Annotated in this window: 21 protein-coding genes; 11 read left to right on the top strand and 10 right to left on the bottom strand. The window is 32.6% G+C overall.

Annotated features, from left to right (window positions below; translation table 11 throughout):
- Window positions 1–99 precede the first annotated feature (99 nt).
- From BZARG_RS05200 to BZARG_RS05170, 7 genes are all read right to left on the bottom strand, one after another.
- Complete coding sequence (locus BZARG_RS05200) at window positions 100–573, bottom strand: GlcG/HbpS family heme-binding protein (RefSeq protein ID WP_040288040.1); 474 nt, start codon at window positions 571–573, stop codon at window positions 100–102.
- A gap of 868 nt (window positions 574–1,441) precedes the next feature.
- Window positions 1,442–2,215, bottom strand: a complete 774-nt coding sequence (locus BZARG_RS05195; RefSeq protein WP_008636214.1) for a carboxypeptidase-like regulatory domain-containing protein — start codon at window positions 2,213–2,215, stop codon at window positions 1,442–1,444.
- An 86-nt stretch (window positions 2,216–2,301) separates the two neighbouring features.
- Window positions 2,302–4,143 carry a DEAD/DEAH box helicase gene (locus BZARG_RS05190; protein WP_008636131.1) on the bottom strand — a complete coding sequence of 614 codons (1,842 nt, stop codon included), beginning with the start codon at window positions 4,141–4,143 and terminating at the stop codon, window positions 2,302–2,304.
- 393 nt (window positions 4,144–4,536) lie between these two features.
- Window positions 4,537–5,313: a YoaK family protein gene (locus BZARG_RS05185; protein WP_008636123.1), complete on the bottom strand. Its 777-nt coding sequence runs from the start codon at window positions 5,311–5,313 to the stop codon at window positions 4,537–4,539.
- A gap of 244 nt (window positions 5,314–5,557) precedes the next feature.
- The gene (locus tag BZARG_RS05180; RefSeq protein ID WP_008636209.1) at window positions 5,558–6,394 is read right to left on the bottom strand and encodes an alpha/beta hydrolase; all 837 of its coding nucleotides are present in this window, start codon (window positions 6,392–6,394) and stop codon (window positions 5,558–5,560) included.
- Window positions 6,395–6,567: 173 nt separating this feature from the next.
- Window positions 6,568–7,083 (bottom strand): flavodoxin family protein BilS, encoded by a 516-nt coding sequence (bilS, locus tag BZARG_RS05175; protein WP_008636185.1) that lies wholly within the window; start codon window positions 7,081–7,083, stop codon window positions 6,568–6,570.
- Between the two features lie 96 nt (window positions 7,084–7,179).
- Complete coding sequence (locus BZARG_RS05170) at window positions 7,180–7,755, bottom strand: non-canonical purine NTP diphosphatase (RefSeq protein WP_008636216.1); 576 nt, start codon at window positions 7,753–7,755, stop codon at window positions 7,180–7,182.
- Window positions 7,756–7,832: 77 nt separating this feature from the next.
- On the opposite strand from BZARG_RS05170, the gene BZARG_RS05165 reads away from it, so the two are divergent.
- Window positions 7,833–8,819, top strand: coding sequence for a DUF4421 family protein (locus BZARG_RS05165; protein WP_123766878.1), 987 nt, complete (start codon window positions 7,833–7,835; stop codon window positions 8,817–8,819).
- 160 nt (window positions 8,820–8,979) lie between these two features.
- The gene (locus tag BZARG_RS05160; protein ID WP_008636203.1) at window positions 8,980–9,279 is read left to right on the top strand and encodes an HPF/RaiA family ribosome-associated protein; all 300 of its coding nucleotides are present in this window, start codon (window positions 8,980–8,982) and stop codon (window positions 9,277–9,279) included.
- 9 nt (window positions 9,280–9,288) lie between these two features.
- Here the strand turns inward: BZARG_RS05160 and rlmH are convergent, their stop codons facing one another.
- Entirely contained in the window at window positions 9,289–9,762 is a 474-nt protein-coding gene (rlmH, locus tag BZARG_RS05155; protein ID WP_008636194.1) for a 23S rRNA (pseudouridine(1915)-N(3))-methyltransferase RlmH, read from the bottom strand.
- Window positions 9,763–10,027: 265 nt separating this feature from the next.
- On the opposite strand from rlmH, the gene nadC reads away from it, so the two are divergent.
- The 3 genes from nadC to priA are packed head-to-tail and all read left to right on the top strand — an operon-like array spanning window position 10,028 to window position 14,311.
- Window positions 10,028–10,885: a carboxylating nicotinate-nucleotide diphosphorylase gene (gene nadC, locus BZARG_RS05150; RefSeq protein WP_008636153.1), complete on the top strand. Its 858-nt coding sequence runs from the start codon at window positions 10,028–10,030 to the stop codon at window positions 10,883–10,885.
- Between the two features lie 38 nt (window positions 10,886–10,923).
- Window positions 10,924–11,853 (top strand): YihY/virulence factor BrkB family protein, encoded by a 930-nt coding sequence (locus tag BZARG_RS05145; RefSeq protein WP_008636140.1) that lies wholly within the window; start codon window positions 10,924–10,926, stop codon window positions 11,851–11,853.
- Between the two features lies 1 nt (window position 11,854).
- Complete coding sequence (gene priA, locus BZARG_RS05140; RefSeq protein WP_008636144.1) at window positions 11,855–14,311, top strand: replication restart helicase PriA; 2,457 nt, start codon at window positions 11,855–11,857, stop codon at window positions 14,309–14,311.
- A gap of 179 nt (window positions 14,312–14,490) precedes the next feature.
- On the opposite strand, the gene BZARG_RS05135 is transcribed toward priA, so the two are convergent.
- Window positions 14,491–15,186 (bottom strand): LytR/AlgR family response regulator transcription factor, encoded by a 696-nt coding sequence (locus BZARG_RS05135; RefSeq protein WP_008636141.1) that lies wholly within the window; start codon window positions 15,184–15,186, stop codon window positions 14,491–14,493.
- A gap of 207 nt (window positions 15,187–15,393) precedes the next feature.
- Between BZARG_RS05135 and rpsF the strand changes: the two genes are divergently transcribed.
- The 5 genes from rpsF (at window position 15,394) to BZARG_RS05110 (ending at window position 17,969) form a co-directional block, all read left to right on the top strand.
- On the top strand, window positions 15,394–15,732 hold the full coding sequence (rpsF, locus tag BZARG_RS05130) for a 30S ribosomal protein S6 (protein ID WP_008636087.1): 339 nt from the start codon (window positions 15,394–15,396) through the stop codon (window positions 15,730–15,732).
- Entirely contained in the window at window positions 15,732–16,031 is a 300-nt protein-coding gene (gene rpsR, locus BZARG_RS05125) for a 30S ribosomal protein S18 (protein ID WP_192807232.1), read from the top strand. The genes rpsF and rpsR overlap by 1 nt, the downstream gene beginning before the upstream one ends.
- A 13-nt stretch (window positions 16,032–16,044) precedes the next feature.
- Window positions 16,045–16,506: a 50S ribosomal protein L9 gene (gene rplI / locus BZARG_RS05120; protein WP_008636254.1), complete on the top strand. Its 462-nt coding sequence runs from the start codon at window positions 16,045–16,047 to the stop codon at window positions 16,504–16,506.
- Between the two features lie 85 nt (window positions 16,507–16,591).
- Window positions 16,592–17,476 (top strand): glycerophosphodiester phosphodiesterase family protein, encoded by an 885-nt coding sequence (locus tag BZARG_RS05115; protein WP_008636231.1) that lies wholly within the window; start codon window positions 16,592–16,594, stop codon window positions 17,474–17,476.
- Between the two features lie 25 nt (window positions 17,477–17,501).
- Entirely contained in the window at window positions 17,502–17,969 is a 468-nt protein-coding gene (locus BZARG_RS05110; protein ID WP_008636253.1) for a DUF6495 family protein, read from the top strand.
- A gap of 165 nt (window positions 17,970–18,134) precedes the next feature.
- Here the strand turns inward: BZARG_RS05110 and BZARG_RS05105 are convergent, their stop codons facing one another.
- The gene (locus tag BZARG_RS05105) at window positions 18,135–18,893 is read right to left on the bottom strand and encodes a hypothetical protein (RefSeq protein ID WP_008636147.1); all 759 of its coding nucleotides are present in this window, start codon (window positions 18,891–18,893) and stop codon (window positions 18,135–18,137) included.
- Between the two features lie 390 nt (window positions 18,894–19,283).
- Here BZARG_RS05105 and hisS point away from each other — a divergent pair, with 390 nt between their 5' ends.
- Entirely contained in the window at window positions 19,284–20,657 is a 1,374-nt protein-coding gene (gene hisS, locus BZARG_RS05100; RefSeq protein WP_040288039.1) for a histidine--tRNA ligase, read from the top strand.
- Window positions 20,658–20,669 lie beyond the last annotated feature (12 nt).

The raw sequence follows: 20,669 nt of genomic DNA, 5'->3' as shown, positions 1-20,669 counted from the left end.
ATATTAGGCTTTGATTTTCTGTTTTAATTTAGATGTTGAAATACTTTATTTGCTTTTCATTGAAGGTTTTCATCCTTCCCAAATTATAGAGACAAAATGCTATTCTAGGACTTTTAACCCTGCTTTAGCAACCTTAACATCAGCACTGCCGTGAGCGCCGCCAACACCTATACCACCAACAACTTGACCATCGATAAAAATTGGAATACCGCCATCAAGAATTAAAATATTTTCATCTAAAAAACGAATATCTTCAGGAATTGTGCCATCCTTGATACCTTTAGCAATGGTGGCAGTATCTCGTTTTTGAGAACACGCTGTAAATGCCTTTTTATAACTCGCTCTTAATGTATGTACGCCAGCATTGTGATGCCTTTGTACGGCAAGAATTTGACCCGATTTATCTACAACAGTAACGGTGATATAATATCCATCTTTTTCGGCTTCGGCAAAAGCAGCTTGAACAATTTTTGCGGCCATGCTACCGGTAAGTATTGGCTGTTGTTCCATGTTTTTTTGTGCGTGTGTCATAAGTGTTAGGCTTAAAAGTAATATAAGGAATGTTGGTTTCATTTTATGGATTGTTAAGGATGTATTTTTTTGTAAAAATATCAAGTTATAAAAAACACTTTAAGGATATCGGATTTCTAATTATCAGTTCATCTATTTTAAAAAAATCATTAAAATAAAATTACTTCAAGCGTTAATTCAATAACTTTTAGTTAACCTGGATATCATTACCACAATAACTCTAATAGTGAGTGCTTTTATTTGCTATAGTCAGTATTCTTCTTGTTCCGAAATTGATTAATACTATGCCGACTAAAAAGATAATTCAATAAATATAATTAAATTCTAATCTTATCAACCATTTATCAAAAGCATTATCAAAAGCAAAAGAGAATTGAGCAACCAGATTAACAAGAAAGTGTAAGAGAATGGAGTAGCCAATCTTTTTAATTTTATAAAAATGAGACTACTTATTATTGTAAAAATAAAAGTGGGAAATAAATTTAATGGTGTTTCAATATGAATTACTGCATTACATACTCTGGAAACTAATATAGCTATTTTTTGCTATTCCGCTCTGTCAACTCTTTCAATAGGAGTTTTCTAATAAAAAATTCTTCTAGACAAGGCGAAGTTCAAAAAGGATTATAATTAGAAAGGGTGAAAGTTTTAGTTCGTACTTTTTTGATCTTGAGGATTTCTTAAAAGTAACTTTGGGCTTTAAGAAATATTTGAACAGCAATAAGTATGCGATAATAAATTTGTTATTACAACCTAGTGATTTTTAAGTGCTCTGGTATTAGCTCTGTTTTAGAAAATATGAAAACGGGAGCCACCTGTGTTTTACTAAATACAAAAATCAATAGTAACGTCAGCAAGATTGCTTTTAGTACAGATATATTCGGTTTAAGAGGTGTTCTAATGGTGTGTCTTAACGTTTCTTACGACTTCTATTAAGAACCTTATATTCTTCGTAGCATTCGCTAATAGCGTCCAGAATTTGAAGATCGTTGGCGCTATTTATAAAATCGGCGGAATAGTTACACTGACGAACAATTTCATCTAAATCTACACGATCTACTTGTAATAAAACGGTTAGCATTTCTCTATCAAAACGTGAAGCTAGCAAGGTTCGAATTTCATCGTCCTTTTTCATCTGTTTGAGCTTTTTCATCTCATTCGGATTCTTCCCAAACATCTTATAAAGGAAATCGGCAGGGTTAAAAATTGCACCTAAAGCTCTTGTAAAAGCATTACTGCGGTTTCCTGCTTCGTAACCTGTAGATGGTAAACCAGAAATACTATATCGGTAATTGGTATTAATAGGAACGTTTTTAATATCTACTTCTAAAATTCCGGTTAAACGGAAATTATTTATCACAACTTCTTCTAAAGCCAATGCTAATTCGGTTAATTGGATTGTAGAAGTTCCAAACTTAATCCAGTCATTCGTTACTCGAACTTTAATGGATTTAAAACCTAAATAGGAGAGATGTAAAGTGTCATTTGCTTTGGCACGTAAGTTAAATTCACCGGCAACATTTGTCGTGGTTCCTACTACTTGTGTTAAATTAACAATATTTACACGCTCCATTGGCTCCCCTTCTGATGCATTGATAATAACACCTTTTACATAGGTTTCATCTTGTGAAAAAGTTATAGTTGCAGTAAAAAGGGCGATAAGTAGGAGTAGGTAGTGCTTCATGCTGGCTAATTTAAACATAAAAGTACTAAAGAAAAAAATAGATCTCTTCTTTAGTACTTTATTTGACTTATTATTAACAGTTGTTACTAGCGTCTAGAGCGTCTTGGTCGATCCGAATCGCTACTAGCAGATTCTGTGCGTCTAGGTTTAGAGTCGCTATCACTTCTGCGAGTGCCTCTGTTTCCAGAATCACCACGATCGCTGCGTCCGCCACTTGAACGACGTTCGCTTCTTGAGCTATCGTCACGTTTGCGTCCACCACCAAATCCACCACCGCCACTACGACGTTTGTTTCTACTGGTTCCTTGACCTTTATCTTCACTAACTTCCACATTTACAAAACGTCCATCATGTTTGAAGTCTGTAAAGAATGCGATTACCTTTTCTTGTAAACCTTTATCGGTTGTAAAAAATGAAAAGCTCTCTTTAACATCTACTTTAAAAACGTCATCACGACCTAACTCTAAAACTTCTTTTAAGAAATCTTTTAGCTTCATCCAATCATAACCATCTTTACGACCAACGTTAATAAAGTAACGTGTATCGTTGGCATTGCTCGTATAGCCGCGTCCACCACCATCATCGCTATCACTTCCGCGAGATTCTGTTACGTTTTGAATACGTGATTTTGAATAGTAATTAAAGAAACGCGTAAACTCTCCTGAAAAGAATTTCTTAATTAATTCTTCTTTAGTTGTATCCGTAAATAATTCATTGATACTCTCTAAATATTTATCAATTTCAGGATTAATCTCCGTATCGTTGATTTTATTGGCAAGCGACATTAATTGAACTTCACAAATAGCCATTCCATCAGGAACTTCTTTTTTAATAAAGTCTTTTTTAATGATGCGCTCAATACTTTTTATTTTACGAACCTCACTTTTAGAAACAATAACCATAGAAATACCTGTTTTACCAGCTCGTCCTGTTCTTCCAGATCGGTGTGTGTAAATTTCAGGTTCATCAGGTAATTGGTAGTTTATTACGTGAGTAATATCATCTACATCAATACCACGAGCGGCAACATCTGTTGCAACAAGCATTTGAATTTGTTGGTTTCTGAAAGACTTCATAACCAAATCACGCTGGTTCTGACTCAAGTCACCATGTAAAGCACCTGCGCTGTAACCATCTTCAATTAACTGTTCAGCTACTTTTTGAGTATCACGTTTTGTTCTACAGAAAATAACCGAAAATATTTCTGGATTAGCATCTGCTAAACGCTTTAAGGCGCCATAACGATCTCGTGCATTTACTAAATAGTATTCATGAGATACTTGATTTGTACTTTCGTTTTTGTTTCCTACTGTAATTTCAATAGGATCAACCATGAATTTTTTAGCAATATTGGAAACCTCTTTAGGCATAGTAGCCGAGAATAACCAGGTATTTTTTTCTTCAGGAGTATGAGATAAGATTTCAGTAATATCTTCTTTGAAACCCATGTTAAGCATTTCATCAGCTTCATCTAAAACAGAATACTTTATTTTAGAGATATCTACTAATCTACGCTTAATCATATCTTTCATACGACCAGGAGTAGCTACGATAATTTGTGCGCCTCTTTTAACTTCGCGTGCTTGATCGGTAATACTTGCGCCACCATAAATAGCAACAACATTTAAACCATTACAGTATTTACCGTATGCTTTAATTTCGTTGGTAATTTGCAAACAAAGTTCACGAGTTGGCGATAGGATTAAGCCTTGAGTTGTGCGGCTATCCATATCGATTTTTTGCAACATTGGAAAACCAAATGCTGCTGTTTTACCTGTTCCGGTTTGCGCAAGGGCAACCAAATCGGTGTCTTTTTCTAATAAAATTGGTACTGCTTTTAATTGGACATCACTAGGAGTTTCAAATCCTATATCTGCAATAGCTTTTAATAGGTCGTCATTAAGACCTAATTCTTGGAATGTGCTCATTCTTGTTTAGTAAGTAATCGATTATGTTTGTAGTGCTACAAAAGAAGAGAATCGACATACTTAACCTAAACTTCCAGTAACACACCCTCACCCTGAGGATTTTATTCAACAGAACTTTAGTTTCTGTGAAATTTCGTGCAAAGGTACATTTTTATTTTGGTTTTTCATTCCTATTGAAGTAATAATCTCCAATTTAATTTTTCAGGAAGTGATTACAGTGAAGAATTTTCGGGTAATTATAGCGCTAAATAGATATTGTTTTTTATTAACAGAAACAGTAAACTCGAGTATATAATTAATTTTCTTTTTATTATTTCCGTCTATGAGGTGCGAGTTTAAGCTCTATTTTTAATAGCAAGAACACTTATTCTTTTCTAAAAACTATAAAATTAATTAATCATTTATTATTCTTTTTTTTAAGTTGGATCGTTTCACCCTTCTTCTTTGTCTGTATTTCCTTTTTGTTTTAATAAGCTTAAACTTCATGTCATCATAGAATAGGCTTATTAATAAAATTATAGCACCAAAAATTAGAGTATTTAATTTCATACCCATTCTTGCGTAAAGAAAGCCACCTAGCATACCACCTAAAAAGAAAAAGCAAATAATATAAATATGTAATTTAATAGATTCTTTTATTTTTTCCCGGTTTTTATGGGTCGCTGGAAAAAATAGTTGAGAAAGCTCAATACCTAAATCTGTAAACAATCCTGTTAAGTGAGTGGTTCTTACAATAGCATCTGAAATTTTAGTTACAAATGAGTTTTGCATACCCATTGCAAAAAGAAGTAAGCAAATTATGAGATCAGGATATGTTATTTGAATTACATTACTAATAAGTGCCACAAATATTAAAATAAACGACTCAATTATTGTGGGTAAAACAAAGACATTTAATTGTTTGCTGGCTCTAAATTTCTCAATTAAAAAACTAGATGAAAATGAACCAAAAAGAAAAGAGAAAATATAAATAAGAAAAATGGTGCCTTTCCAAAATTCAAACTCGGAAACGTCGGTTATAAAAAGCGCAAAATGACCGGTTACATTAGTTGTTAGTTGCTTGAAAGCCAGAAAACCGGTAACGTTTACAATACCAGCTACAAAAGATAAAACAGTAGCAATGCGTAAGTTGTGTTTTAAAGTTCTTTGTTTGCCTTGATGTCTAAACATTTAATTTTTATTAAGTTCTATGATGTAGCCTATAATACAATTTCAAATAGACAAAAAGGTTTTTAATAATAATGTTTTGATGAAATTGGCCTACGAATACTTCAAATTACCTTTTAGTCAAATTGATGACTTTTGAAATGAGAGCAAATTCTTTAAATAATAAAACCTGTAGTCAACCTTAAATTGTAAAAAAAAAGATAAACTAATAATTAATCGTAATTGTTATATTTTACGCATTATTTAATTAGTCTTCTTTTTTACCAAATATCTTATCAAAAGCATGATAAACCCCTAAATGTAGTGCGTCACCGTGCGTCTGATTTTCTAAAAACTCATAATATATCGTTGAATCTTCGTCCTGTAAAGACTTTAATTTATCAAATAATTCTTTAGTCAATCGCTCCATGATATCGCCTTCATTTCCAACAGCAATAAAAACACTTTTTTTTGATGTGAATGGTCGTGGAGTATATGTTAATAAGGTTTCATTTCCCCACCATAAACTGGGGCTAATTAATATGTAATTATCGAATAATTCTGGATTTTTAAATAACACTTCTGTTGCTAAAAGACCGCCAAGCGACTGTCCAATTACGGTTTTTGAGTCTGATATTTTATAATTGTTTTGGATAAATGGCTGTAATTCTTTTTCAATAAATTGGATAAAATTTTCTGATTTCCCCGTTGTTGGGTATTCTACCTGATCTTCTTTATCAGTAGAAGAGAAGGTTAAATCTCTCTCCCGATCTACATTAGAAATCCCTACAACTATAGACTCGGGAACCATATTAATCCAAGAAAATGATCCGAATTGAACGAGGCCGGTAATGTGAATAAAATCCTCATCCATTGAGCCATCTAGTAGATAAATAACGGGATATGTTTGTAACGGATCTTTTCCGTAGTCTAACGGTAAATATATGTTTAATATACGGTTTTCATTCAGGATTTGCGAATCAAAATGTACTTGTTCACCAATGACTAGTGGTTCTTTTTTATATTTTACAACATCATTTTGCGCGTAAATCTGGTTCACAAAAATCAGGAGGAAACATGCAATAAGTATTTTTTTAAGTTTCATAAAGCTGTAGTTTTTCTTATAGGTTTTTACGTCCTAAATAATAAGGTTTTTATTTCTTTGCTTCTATAAAACTGGAAGTCAATGAGAAAGTTTTAAGCATTTTAATATAATGATTGCTAGTCTTAATTCGTAAATAGAAATTTAAAAATTCAAGATAGCGAAACTATGAGAATTTATAGGATTTGACTAAATATCTTGTTTGCGAAAAATTGAACGGCAATGATGTCATTTTCATCAGGATGAGAAAGAGCGTTATGATAATTATTAATCATATCTGTAATTTCCGTATTTCCAGGTTCCGTTTTAAGTGTACTAATATAATTCTCTGAAACGTTTTTGGTCATTTTTCCTTGACACATAAAGCTTCCTAGAATGTTATTTGATTCTGAAATATATGTTTTTACAGTATCTAATATAGTTTTATTATAACTTTCAGAACCCCCAAAACCGGCCGTACCAAAAATTGCAATGTTTTCATCTTTTAAAGTTTTTAAATACTGTTTTATGTCGTCCGTGCAAGAACCCTCATGTACGCAGAAACCGATAAATATAACATCCGCTTTATCATTTTTACTTTCGCTTACTTCACCAAAATATGTGCAAAACTTTTTGCTTAATGTCTCTTTTATCGCTGTTGCAAGGATTTTTGTGTTTCCCGTAATAGTTGAGTATACTACTTTATAAGTCATTGGTGTTAGATTTAAATTTGGCAGAGTAGTTTTAAATGCCTGAAAAGGCCCTAAATTAAAAATCAGCTAAATGCTCTGTTAGATTATAATTGTCTTTTATAGTGTGTTTAAATATTCCACCAATTGCTTAACGGCTTTTCCGCGATGTCCAATTTGGTTTTTCTCCTCCATTAATATTTCAGCAAAAGTCTTGGTGTAACCTTCCGGCTTGAAAATAGGGTCGTAGCCAAAGCCATCGGTTCCTGATTTTGTTTCTGTTATTGTGCCTTTACAAATGCCAGTAAATGTTTTTAATTTACCGTTTAAATGTAAAGCAACAACCGTTTTAAATTGAGCCCTACGGTCTTCATTGTTTTCTAAACTCTTTATAAGTTTATTCATATTATCATCTGCGTTTCGCTGCGCTCCAGCATATCGTGCTGAATAAACGCCTGGCTCACCATTTAAAGCATTAACTTCTAATCCAGTATCATCCGCAAAACAACTATAGCCATAATGTTCTATTATATAATTTACTTTTTGAATAGCATTACCTTCTATCGTATTTTGTGTTTCAGGAATATCCACATGGCAACCTATATCTTTAAGGCTCAATAACGTAATATGGTCAGGGATTAATTGCTGAACTTCTTTTATTTTATTTGAATTGTTTGTGGCGAAAACGAGTTGCATTTTATAATTTTTAATGTATTTTTATCTCATTACAAATATAATTTAAAATCTGGAGACAGGTAAACAAATTGATCTTTATGAGAATCACACTTCTTCTTTTTAGTGTTTGTTTTTTGAGTGGTTATTCTATGCAGTCTCAAATTTTGAAAGATGTCGATTCTTTAGGAGTTGTTAAAGTTGTGGACAGTTTATTTATCGATCATGACATAGATAATTATTCGTTAAGAATTTTTTCAAATTATAAAGTGAAGCGATTTACCGTTAGAGATGATGATTCAAAAACAAGATTTACTCCTAATAATCCATTTGGTGTTGGAGTGGGTTTTGCGAGTCGGAAAATTTTAGTAGATGTAGCTTTTAATCTTAAAACTAATAAGGACGAAATTACCAGTCGATTTGATTTGCAAGGTACGACGATTATTGGAAAAAATCATTTTGTTAATCTGTATGTTCAGACCTATAAAGGTTATAATGTTAGAAATAATTATGACGAACCTACCATATTTCGAGGCGATATTAAGTCGGCAACAGTGGGTATTAATTATCTATACACCTTATCGGAAATTGAATTTTCATTCTCATTACTAAAAGCAGGTTTAGCACAAAAAAATAAAGATATTTATATTACTGGAGGTATAGGGGGATTTGCAGTTTTCGACTATTTTTCAGGAAAAAGCACGATATTAACCGAGCAAGGCGCTTTTAACTATAATGAACAAGCAAACATAAAAAAGTATAGCTCAAATGGCGTTGGTGTTATGGGGGGATTCTTATCCGCTTTTATGCTACCACATAATTTTGTTGCCTCGGTTAATGTTATGCCAGGGATTGCTGTAATGAATAAAAAGGTAAAACTTATGGACGATAGTTATAAACCTTCAAACCCATTCCTTTATAAAGTAGATTATACTGCTGCCTTATTCTACAATGTGAAACGGTATTATATTAGTTTAATATATAATGGTAGTGCGTATTCAACGAGTTTAGATTTTGACAACACGCAGCTTTTTAGTTTAAGTAAAGCTAAATTAGCATTTGGCTATAAATTGGGTTCTAGAAAATAGAAAAATAGTTAATCCTTTTATAAAGTCTCTTTTAAACTCTGAAAATTTGATACTTTTAAGGTGTAATTATGCTTAATATTTAAAACTATGATGAAAATCATTTTTAAAAATATATTAAGCTATTATATTTGTATTTTAATAACAATAAACACTCTAACTTATGACAATAAATTTTCAATACGTAAACCTAGATACGAGCGAGTCTTTAACAGCTTTTACTCAAGATAAATTACAATCTTTAATAAAAAAATACGAATGGTTAATTAACTGTGATGTTCAGTTTAAAAAAGGCCCAGGTACTAAAGAAGATGGTTTTATATGTAGCATGGAATTAAGTATGCCAGGGCCACGAATTTATGCTATTTCAGATGAGAAAAATTTTGAAGCTGCCGTAAAAGAAACCATTAGCGATTTAGAGGTTCAGCTTAAAAAGCGTAAACACGCGATGTCTACTAAATAAACAATTATCTTACCGATGATGATACGGTTCGTTTTTTAAAATAGTAAAGGCACGATAAAACTGCTCAACTATAAATAATCGTATCATCTGGTGAGAAAATGTCATTTTGGATAAGGACATTTTACCTTGTGCTTTTTGGTACACAGCTTCCGAAAAACCATATGGGCCACCAATGACAAATACCAATTGCTTTATCCCAGAATTCATATACTTCTGAATATATTCTGAAAACCCTACCGAATGCAATTGTTTACCATTCTCGTCTAATAAAATAAGCGTGTCGGTTGGTGATAGTTTCGCTAATATAAGCTCACCTTCTTTATCTTTCTGTTGTGTTTCGCTTAAGTTTTTTACCTTTTTTAAATCTGGAATGATTTCAAATTCAAACTTAATATAATGCGACAACCGCTTTTGATAATCGTCAATTAACGCTTGCAGTTGTTTATTATCGGTTTTGCCTATGGCAAGAAGTTTAATGGTCATGTGCAAATTTATATCTTTTCTGAATATTTTTAAACTAAAATTAAGGATTGTATGAAAGCTCTATTTGTTTCTCTTTAAAATATAGCGTTTTAACTGTTCTTTTTGAAATTAATAAATAAGGTAATTGGTAATTCGTAATGGTAAAGGAAAGATGAAAAAACCATCTTTAAAACTGATTAGAAAAACCTATTTTCTTTTTTTCCAGTTGATAGAGATAATTTAATTAAAAATGCTATATTTTCGTAGTGTCTAAAACAGTAAAATCATGATAACTCAAGATCAATTTAATAAAGAAGTAGAATTAATTATTGTTAATGCTATTCGTGAAGATGTTGGTGATGGCGATCACAGTTCATTGGCTTGTATTCCTGCAGATGCTAATGGAAAAGCAAAACTTTTAGTAAAAGATGAGGGTATTATAGCCGGTGTAGAATTGGCTAAAAAAGTATTTGCCTATATCGATAAAGATTTAAAAGTGGAAACATTGATTGCAGACGGCAAACCTGTTAAATATGGGGATATTGTTTTTTATGTCGAAGGTTCTTCGCAATCAATTTTAAAAGCAGAACGATTGGTGCTAAATGCTATGCAGCGTATGAGTGCCATTGCCACTAAAACCAAAGAGTTTGTAAATTTATTAGAAGGTACAGGAACCAAGGTGTTAGACACGCGAAAAACAACGCCAGGTATTCGCGCTTTGGAAAAATGGGCGGTTAAAATAGGTGGTGGTGAAAATCATAGATTTGCATTGTATGATATGATTATGCTTAAAGACAATCACATAGATTTTGCTGGTGGTATTACAAAAGCAATTGAAAAAACAAAGCAATATTTAAAGGATACAAATCGCGATTTAGAAATAATCGTGGAGGCTAGAAATCTAGATGAAATTAAAGAGATTCTTAAAACAGAAGGTGTTTATAGAATTCTAATAGATAATTTTAATTACGAAGACACTAAAAAAGCCGTTTCTTTAATTGGCAATCAATGTTTAACAGAAAGTTCTGGCGGTATTACAGAAGAAACTATTAGAAACTATGCCGAATGTGGCGTGGATTATATTTCATCAGGTGCCTTAACACATTCCGTTTATAATATGGATTTAAGTTTGAAAGCAATTTAAAAGCTTTTAGAAACCTTAAAATAAATTAAAAAAGATTCATGTCGCAACCTGTAGAAGAAAAATTGGCTAAAATTCCCGTTGTCAACGTGGTAGTCAAGTTTTTAAAGAAAATTAAGTTGCCTGGCCTGGAAGGCTTGTCTTTGTATGATTTACTTGAGCTTTATACCATTGGAATCGCTAGAGGTGCTTTAACCACACGAGCGAGCGCTATAGCATTTAACTTTTTTACGGCTATTTTTCCTTTTTTACTATTTGTATTAATTGTTATCCCTTATATTCCGATTGACGATTTTAAAATAGAATTTCAGCGCTTTCTAAACTCATTTTTACCCCCAAGTACTTCCGATTTTTTCTTCGCTAATATTTTTGAAAATATAGATAGTTCAGAACGTGGCGGATTATTATCGTCTGTTTTTTTAGTTTCTATAGCCTTAATGGCAAATGGAATTAGTGCTGTTTTTGCAGGTTTTGAAAGTTCATATCATGAGCAATTATCGCGAAATATTGTTAAACAATATCTGTATGCTTTAGGTGTAGCTTTAATTTTAGCTTTTCTATCTATCCTTACTGTAGCCTTTTTTGGGTATTTTCAAATTTATATTATTGGAAATCTAGAAACCTATGGGTATATGGATAAAGAAAATACACTTATATGGATTCCTATTGTTAAATATGTATTTTTTGTAACCATGATTTATATGGCAATTGCCACTTTATATTATTTTGGAACTCGGGAAGGGAAAGCCTCACGGTTCTTTTCAGTTGGCGCTTTATTTACAACGTTTTTAATAATTTTAACCTCGTATTTATTTGGGATTTACATTACTAATTTCTCCCAATATAACGAGCTTTACGGTTCTATTGGCGCACTTTTAATTTTGCTATTTTACCTATGGCTAAACAGTAATATTTTATTAATGGGCTATGAGTTAAATGCGTCGTTGAACCGATTAAAAAAAGGATTTTAATATGAAATTACATTTTATTGATGTCATATTGCCTATTCCCATTGAAAACAGCTTCACATACAGCATTACTGAAGCCGAATCTGAATTTATAAAACCTGGAATGCGTGTTTCTGTTCCTTTTGGGAAGCGTAAAATTTATACCGGAATAGTTCAGGCTATTCATAACAATCAACCGTTAATTTATGACGCTAAAGAGATTCATCAAATTTTAGATGATACGCCTATAGTAACCGAAACACAGTTTCAGTTATGGGAATGGATGTCAAGTTATTATATGTGTGCGATTGGAGATGTGATGCGGGCTGCTCTTCCAGGCGCTTTTATTTTAGATAGTGAAACTATTATTTCTAAAAATATGGCTTTAGAAATTAATGTAGCAGATTTAAAAGATGATGAGTTTTTAATTTATGAAGCCTTACAGCATCAGTCTTCTTTAAAAATTCAGGACATCAGTAATATTGTTGATAAGAAGAATGTGCTGCCATTGGTGAAGCGTCTTTTAGAAAAAGAAGCGATTTTCGTTCATGAAGAAATTTTCGATAAATACAAACCGAAATTAGTCCGTTATGTGAAGCTTCAAAATAAGTTTCATGACCAAGATGCTTTACAGGTTTTGTTGGAAGAATTAAGTCGCGCGCCCAAACAACGGGAAGTAGTTATGACACTTTTTTCATTAACCGCAAGAAGTAAAAAACCCATTCCTGTTTCCGATTTAACAACGGCAAGTAATAGTTCTTCAGCTATAGTAAAAACCTTGATTGACAAAGAGATTCTAGAAGAGTATCATGTTCAAACCGATCGAGTCCAGCATGACGATCAGGAAGTTGAAGGTTCCAAACGCTTAAATGAAGCGCAAGAAGTGGCTATAAAAGAAATTTTGGATTCTTTCGAAAATCAGAATATTGTTTTACTTCATGGTGTTACGTCATCTGGGAAAACAGAAATATATGTCAAGCTCATTGAGGATGCCATAAAGCAGGGTAAGCAAGTTTTGTATCTCTTACCAGAAATTGCTTTAACGACACAATTGGTATCGCGATTACAAAATTATTTTGGAGAGCAAGTCGCTGTTTTTCACTCTAAATATTCATCTAACGAACGTGTAGAAGTCTGGAACCAAGTGTTGAGTAATTCGCCGAAAGCGCGGATTGTTCTGGGCGCACGTTCTTCAGTTTTATTGCCATTTCACGATTTAGGATTAGTAATTGTCGATGAAGAACATGAGCAATCCTATAAACAATTTGATCCAGCTCCACGTTATCATGCGCGAGATACGGCAATTGTATTAGCAAATATTTTCAAAACCAAAACACTTTTAGGCTCGGCAACACCAAGTTTGGAAACTTATTTTAATGCCCAGCAGCAAAAATATGGATTAGTAGAATTAACCACCCGTTTTAATGATGTATTGATGCCTGAAGTAGAGCTTGTTGATATTAAAGACAAGCACAAACGCAAACGGATGAAAGGTCATTTTAGCGATCGGTTGATTGAGGAAATGACCGAAACGTTAGCAGATGGACATCAAATTATATTATTTCAAAACCGCCGAGGCTATTCGCCAATAATTGAATGCGAAACTTGTGGTCATTCACCGCAATGTCCGAGTTGTGATGTTAGTTTAACTTATCATCAATACCGCGATCAGTTACGTTGTCACTATTGTGGCTATAATAGCGTTATGATTAAAAAATGTGAAGCTTGTGGAAGTGTAGAGCTCGATAATAAGGGATTTGGAACCGAGCAAGTAGAGAAGGAGGTGAGCTTATTGTTTCCGGACCATAAAGTAGCGCGTATGGATTTAGACACCACGCGTGGCAAATATGGCTATGAAAAAATTATTAGTACGTTTGAAAATCAAGAAGTAGATATTTTGGTTGGTACCCAAATGCTTACCAAAGGTTTAGATTTTAGAAACGTGAAGCTAGTAGGTGTTATGAATGCCGATAATTTACTGAATTTTCCAGATTTCAGAGCTCATGAGCGCAGTTTTCAATTGCTTTTGCAGGTGTCAGGACGAGCAGGACGAACGGATAAGCGGGGAAAAGTGGTGATACAAACTTACAATCCACATCATAATATTTTACAACAAGTATCATCCAATAACTATTTGAAAATGTATAAAGAACAAATGGATGATCGGTATAATTTCAAGTATCCGCCAATTTATCGATTAATTAAAATCACCTTAAAACATAGAGATTATAACAAGGTAAATGTTGGAGCCGATTGGTTTGCCAAATCCTTGAGACAGGTTTTTAAGGATAATGTTTTAGGACCGGAGTTTCCTCCAGTTTCAAGGATTCGTAATCAGTATCATAAAAACATATTGATTAAAATTCCGAGTAAACAATCGCTTGCGAAAACCAAGGCATCTATTTTAAAAATAAATAGTAGTTTTTCTAGTGTGAAGGATTTTAGGCCAATTCGTGTAATACTAAATGTGGATAATTATTAGGAGAAATAAATTGAGATCACGTGTTTAAAAAACGTAAAATTCTATAATAATGCGAAAATTTCAGTTCGAGCGCTTGTTTGCCGATAGGCGGGCAGTTAAGAACTTCAATAGGAAATCGTTTAAAATTGAAAAATAATAAAGCAAAAAAAAAATCCTGATGCTTAGATCAGGATGGTGTTTTAAATATTGTTTAGTGCATCGACCAGTTGGGTCTTTTTATTTCTACTCAAAGGAATTTCGTAAGTCCCTACTTCAACATTCTTACTGTTAAATCGGTCTACCTTGTCTAAATTTACAATATAAGATTTATGAATTCTTAAAAATTTACCTTCTGGCAATTCATGTTCAAAGGCTTTCATGGTAGATAATACTACTAGGCTGGTTTCTTCAGTAACTAATTTTACATAATCGCCTAAAGCTTCAATCCATTTAATATCTTTGATGTATACTTTACGTTTCTTTAGGTTACTTTTCACAAAAATATGTTCACCTTCAGTTTCGTTAAAATCTAATTTTAGTTTATGTTGCTCAACAGCTTTGTCAACTGCCGTATTAAAACGCTCTCTAGTAATAGGCTTGTGTAAATAGTCTGTAGCATCATAATTAAATGCTTTAAAGGCATATTCAGTTTTACCAGTAACGAATATAATTTGAGGTTTATTATTTAAAACGTCCAATAACTCAAAGCCATTTAAAACAGGCATTTCAATGTCCAAAAAAATAAGGTCTACCTTATAAGTGTTTAAACCATTTTTTGTTTCTAAAGCACTGCTATATTCGGCTATTAGGTTAAGAGAAGGATGATTCTCAATTAGCTTAACTATGGACAGACGTTGTATCGCGGAGTCGTCAACTACTACACAGTTTAGAATCATAACATTTTTTTTATCGATTAAGGTATCGACAATAGTACAATATATTCGGTTAAAAAACAAGAATCATCGTTAAAACGTTTGTTTTAACTTTTAGTTAACACTGTTTTTGGTGTGAAAAATAAATATGAAGATTCTTTGCTGGAATGTTGTAAAATTTGAAATAAACTATTACTTTTGCACTCATTTTTAACTATAAAATAGATTTTTATGAATCATTATGAAACTGTTTTCATCTTAAATCCCGTTTTATCTGAAGTACAGATAAAGGAAACAGTACAGAAATACGAAGAATTTCTTGTTTCTAGAGGAGCGAAGATGATATCCAAAGAGGATTGGGGCTTGAAAAAATTAGCTTACCCAATTCAAAACAAAAAAAGTGGTTTTTATCACTTATTCGAATTCCAAGTTGATGGCGAAGTTATCAATCCATTAGAAGTTGAGTTTAGACGTGACGAACGTTTTATGCGTTACTTAACTGTAACCCTAGATAAGCATGCTATATCTTGGGCAGAAAGAAGAAGAGTTAAACTTAAAGAAAAAGCGTAATTATGTCATCTATAGAGCAACAAGCAAAAGGAAAGAAAGACGGTGAAATTAGATATTTAACACCGCTAAACATAGATACCAATAAAGCGAAAAAATACTGTCGTTTTAAAAGATCTGGTATCAAATATGTGGATTATAAAAATCCAGACTGGTTATTAGGTTTTGTAAACGAGCAAGGTAAAATTTTACCAAGACGTTTAACAGGAACTTCTTTAAAATACCAGAGAAAAGTGTCTGTAGCAGTTAAAAGAGCACGTCACTTAGCATTAATGCCGTATGTGGCCGATTTATTAAAATAAAACACTCATAACAATGGAACTTATATTAAAACAAGACGTTGAAAGTTTAGGATTTAAAGACGATGTTGTAACAGTAAAGAACGGTTATGGGAGAAATTTTTTAATTCCTCATGGTCAAGCCATTTTAGCTACAACTTCTGCAAAGAAAGTATTAGCTGAAAACTTAAAGCAACGTGCATTTAAAGAAAAGAAAATTATTGATGAGGCAACTAAAATTGCTGAAGCTATCAGATCTTTAGAAATCAAAATTACAGCTAAAGCTACTGAAGGCGCATCAGCTGGAGATAAAATATTTGGTTCTATAACCAAAGCAGATTTAGTAGAGGCTTTAGAAAAAGAAGGACAAACTATTGATAGAAAATTCATCAATCTTATTGGTGGAAATATCAAGCGTCTAGGTCAATACGATGCTGTTATTCGTTTACATAGAGAAGTAACTGTTGAATTACCATTCGAAGTTATTGCACAAGCTTAATAGCCGCACTCTGTATAGTACAATAAAAACCGTTTAGAGTCATTCTAAACGGTTTTTTTAATTTAATTTTTTAAAGAATTTAATTATGAGAATTTTTTATGTTTTTGCCTTTTTATTAATCTTTTCATGTAAAGATAATAGCAAACAGGTTAAGGGAAATCCTGAATCGTCCTTGAAACCCTCAGCTTTAATTGAGGTTTTTAAATATCAGCCTGATCATACACCATGGATTAGTGTTCACCGCGGTGGCGTAGGGTTGCTAAATTATCCGGAGAATTGTTTAGAAACCATTAAATATGTTAACGATAGTATTGCGGCGGTATTCGAAATTGATATTGCTAAAACCAAAGATGGGGTATTAGTTTTATTGCATGATAATACTTTGGAGCGTACCACAACAGGAACTGGTAAATTAACGCAATATACTTATGATGAACTTTTAGCTTTTAATATGAAGGATGACTTTGGAAACGTTACCAATTTTAAAATTCCAAAATTTTCCGATGTTTTAAGCTGGTCCAAAGCCAATCAAGCTATTTTGACAGTAGATATTAAACGTAGTGTGGATGTCGCGGATGTCATTCAAGAAATTAGAGATGCGCAAGCTGAAGACATTGCACTAATTATTACCTACGATATGGAGCAAGCCAATAAGGCGTACAATTTAGCACCCGATTTATTGCTTTCCGTTTCTGCTAGAAATCAGGAGGAATTAGACTGGTTATTGGAATCCAATATACCAACTCAAAATATGTTGGCTTTTACGGGAACTAGACTATCAGACAAAAGCTTATATACTAATCTTCATGAAAATGGCATTAAAACCATGTTAGGAACCCTTGGTAACTTGGATAAACAAGCGGAAGCCAAAGGTGATGGTCTTTACATGAAATGGCGTAAATTAGGAATCGATATCTTTGCAACCGATAGACCATTTGAAGCGGCAAAAGCTTTAAATATTGAAAAATAAAAGAATAACAAAATAATTTTTTACCATGAAATACGCAAGATTAACCAAAGAACAATTTGAAGAATTGAATCAAGAGTTTATTAATTTTCTAGCGACACAGACCATAACAGCCGATGAGTGGACGGATATTAAAATCAACAAACCCGAAGTAGCTGAGGAAGAATTAGACGTTTTTAGCGATTTAGTTTGGGAAGGTGTATTAAACAAAGTAGACTATATTGAACATATATCGCCACAGCAAATTCATTTGTTTCATTTAAAAGATGATACCATGAAACTAGTTGCCATTAAAATTAAAAACCCAATTGATTTAACAACACCAGAAGGTTTTAGTTGGTTACGAGAGAACCTAATGGATGAGGATGTTGAGTTTTCTCAAGCTAAAAAAGAATACTCTAAAGATAAGAATTCTGATAAATTTCAATTAATTCAACAAGGTGGTGTTATTACTAAAGGAGATTTGTATAAATACATACATCAACTCATTAGTTAAAATACGTTTATAAACTGAGCTAGCTTCTTTTAAGATTTTAGTTTAACTTAAAATACATATATAAAACCCCCTGTGTTTCTTGATACTCCAAGAAATTACAGAGGGTTTTTTTTAAGTTGTTGATAGATCTTAAATCTATCTAATCTAAAAAGGCATAGCGTATAACTATATGCAGCTTTTTAATTTAAGGGTATATTCAGAGGATAGTTCAGTAAGTATATTAATAAAATGCAATCTGATAGACTCTAAAGATTGGTTGTTTAAATCAATTTGATTAGAAGAATCTTCCAAAATTTCGTTTGTACAATTAAAGTTTTTTAAAGCATCATTGAACGTTCTAATATTGTTTTTAACCACTGAAGTCATTTTAGAGATAAGGACTTCTTTTTTGAGCGTTAATTCTTGTGCTTCCTTTTGGATTAATTGTTGTTTTAATTCAGCCTGCTTTTGTTGTAAAGCTAGTTGCTGTTGCTTTAATTGCTCTTGTTGCTTTGCAATAGATGATAGTTCATCCGCTTCGTATGTGGTGTTAGACGAGACGTCACTTCCCGATCCTGTCATGGTGCATCTATCCAGCTTTTCAATGGTAGCTTGAGCTAACTCTTTTCCTTTTTGGGCATAGTAATAAGCTTTTTCTTTTTTTTCGGCAGATTCGGCTTTAGATAAGTAGGCTATGGCATCATAGACAAAATCATCAACCTGGTCACATTGACAATCCTTTAGAGATTCCTGGACATTCTCAAAAGACTCTTTTGCTTTGGCCGCATAATATTTGGCATGGGTTAAATTATTTGCTTCTAAAGCTGAATTAGAATTCGATAACGCATATACTATATAGGCCTGAGCTCCCGAACAATCAGATTGCGAAAATGAATTTAAAAATGAAAAGGAGAATATCAATAAAAATAAGTAATTTTTTAGCATAGTTTATTCGGGTTTATTATAAGTAGGTAGCGCAAAAATAACCAAATTTTTATATGTATTGAGGTTTTTTAGTAGTAATAAAAGAAAATTATAGGATTTATATACTCGTTATTTAATACAGTTGCATATTGTAAAATGTTAAAGCAGTAAATGTCAAAAATTACCTGAACATCTTTTTTTTAATTTCCATATTTCCTTATAGATTTATATGTGTTTGATTTTAAAAAAGGTTTGATTTGAATATAATTTAAGCACCTTTTGGTTTTATGGCATCTGCATTATTCATTATATTTGAACCATAAAGAAATTCCATACATAAACCCTGTTGTTTTAGTATGAAATCTCTAATTGATAATCATTTAACACACTCCTGCTTTCGTAGGGTTTAACATGGCACAAAAACCAAGCATACCAAAAGGCACACGCGATTTTAATCCAGAGCAAGTTGCAAAGCGAAATTATATTTCCCAAACCATTCAGAAGCAATTTGAAACCTTTGGATTTCAACCAATAGAAACACCAAGTTTTGAAAATTCTGATACTCTAATGGGTAAGTATGGAGAAGAAGGCGATAGACTGATTTTTAAAATTCTTAATTCTGGGGATTATTTAAATAAGGTGAACGAGGTCTTGTATGCTGAAAAAGATTCTAATAAAATCACGGCAATAATCTCCGAGAAAGCTTTGCGCTACGATTTAACCGTTCCGTTTGCACGTTACGTTGTACAACACCAAAACGAGATTGAGTTTCCGTTTAAGCGTTACCAAATGCAACCAGTTTGGAGAGCAGATAGACCACAAAAAGGACGCTTTAGAGAGTTTTATCAATGTGATGCAGATGTTGTTGGTTCCACATCTTTATGGCAAGAAGTAGAATTTGTGCAACTATATGATATGGTGTTTTCGGCCTTAAAATTGGAAGGCGTCACTATAAAAATCAACAATCGTAAAATTTTATCTGGAATAGCCGAAGTAATTGGTGCCAGTGATAAATTGATTGATTTTACTGTAGCTTTAGATAAACTAGACAAAATAGGTGAGGAGAAAGTAAAAACGGAAATGCTTGAAAAAGGTATTCCCCAAGAAGGAATTGATAAATTACAACCACTTTTTACATTGTCTGGCGATTTCAATTCGCAAATTGAACAGCTTAAAACTATTTTAAGTTCTTCGGAAGAAGGCAAAAAAGGAATAGCCGAATTAGCATTTATAGACAACGCCATTTCAGAATTAGGTTTAGAGACAGCTAAATTACAATTAGACGTTACATTAGCGCGTGGTTTAAATTACTATACTGGAGCTATTTATGAAGTCTCTGCACCAGAAGGTGTGAGTATGGGATCTATTGGTGGCGGTGGTCGTTATGACGATTTAACCGGTATTTTTGGATTAAAAGACGTGAGTGGTGTAGGAATTAGTTTTGGTTTAGATCGTATTTATTTAGTTTTGGAAGAGCTTAATTTATTTCCAGAAACTGTTACTAAAAATATTGATGTATTGTTTATAAATTTTGGTGAAGCAGAAGCTTTATTTAGTTTAAAAGCGATTAAACAATTGCGTTTAAATGGTGTGAACGCAGAACTATATCCGGATAATGCTAAAATGAAAAAGCAAATGAATCATGCGAACAAACGTGAAATTCCTTTTGTTGTTTTAGTTGGTGATAATGAAATGAATAATGGTATTTATACGTTAAAGAATATGATTTCTGGTGAGCAATTTAAATTATCATTAACTGAATTGATACAGAAATTGACAAGATAATCGAGCTAATAC

Source organism: Bizionia argentinensis JUB59 (assembly GCF_000224335.1).
Taxonomy (GTDB): Bacteria; Bacteroidota; Bacteroidia; order Flavobacteriales; family Flavobacteriaceae; genus Algorimicrobium; species Algorimicrobium argentinense.
This window is presented reverse-complemented; position numbering and strand designations above follow the sequence as displayed.